The sequence below is a fragment of the Mycobacterium asiaticum genome, from assembly GCF_001668675.1.
Taxonomy (GTDB): Bacteria; Actinomycetota; Actinomycetes; order Mycobacteriales; family Mycobacteriaceae; genus Mycobacterium; species Mycobacterium asiaticum_D.
Genome location: NZ_LZKQ01000076.1, coordinates 1 through 725, shown reverse-complemented (window position 1 = coordinate 725; position 725 = coordinate 1). Strand labels below are relative to the sequence as shown.

The window sequence follows — 725 nt, the reverse complement described above, 5'->3', positions numbered from 1 at the left end:
TCGGGCAGTTCGTCGGGTTTCTTCAACTCCGGTGCGGGTAGTTCGGGGTGGCAGAACCTGGCGTTGAGTGCGTCGGGTGTGGGCAATGTGGGCGAGTTGGCTTCGGGCATGCGCAACCTGGGCAACAGCATGTCGGGGTGGTTGAACGCGAGTTCGTTGGACGCGGCGCAGGCGGCGGTGGTTTCTGGTTTCGGCAATGTCGGCAGCCAGGTTTCGGGGTTCTTCCACGACACGGTGAGCGACTTCACCAGCTTGAGCATCGGTCTGGGCAACCAGGGTGGGCTCAACGTGGGTGGCGGCAATATCGGCGAGTTGAACTTCGGTTTGGGCAATGTCGGGGCGCGCAACTTCGGTGGCGGCAACCTGGGTGATTTCAATTTCGGGTTCGGTGATCTGGGTAGCAACAACTTCGGGTTCGGCAACCTCGGTGATGGCAACATCGGGTTCGGTAACTCCGGTAGCGGCAACATCGGTTTCGGCAACACCGGTGATGGCAACATCGGTTTCGGTAACTGGGGCAACGGCAACGTCGGTTTGGCCAACTGGGGTGATAACAATTCCGGTATCGGGTTGTTCGGCAGCGGCAACGTCGGCTTCGGCGGGTTGAACGCGGGTACCGACAACGTGGGGTTGTTCAACTCCGGTCACGGCAACCGCGGCTTTTTCAACTCCGGCACCGGCAACACCGGTATCGGTAACGCCGGTGACTACAACACCGGTATCGG

At 60.6% G+C, this 725-nt stretch carries 2 protein-coding genes; one reads left to right on the top strand and one right to left on the bottom strand.

What is annotated here, in order from left to right; genetic code table 11:
- On the bottom strand, positions 1-248 hold a 248-nt coding region (locus tag A9X01_RS31175), incomplete at its 3' end, for a hypothetical protein (RefSeq protein ID WP_253849004.1).
- Here A9X01_RS31175 and A9X01_RS07525 point away from each other — a divergent pair.
- A partial coding sequence (locus A9X01_RS07525) for a PPE family protein (RefSeq protein ID WP_436405242.1) occupies positions 235-725 on the top strand: 491 nt, incomplete at its 3' end. The genes A9X01_RS31175 and A9X01_RS07525 overlap by 14 nt on opposite strands.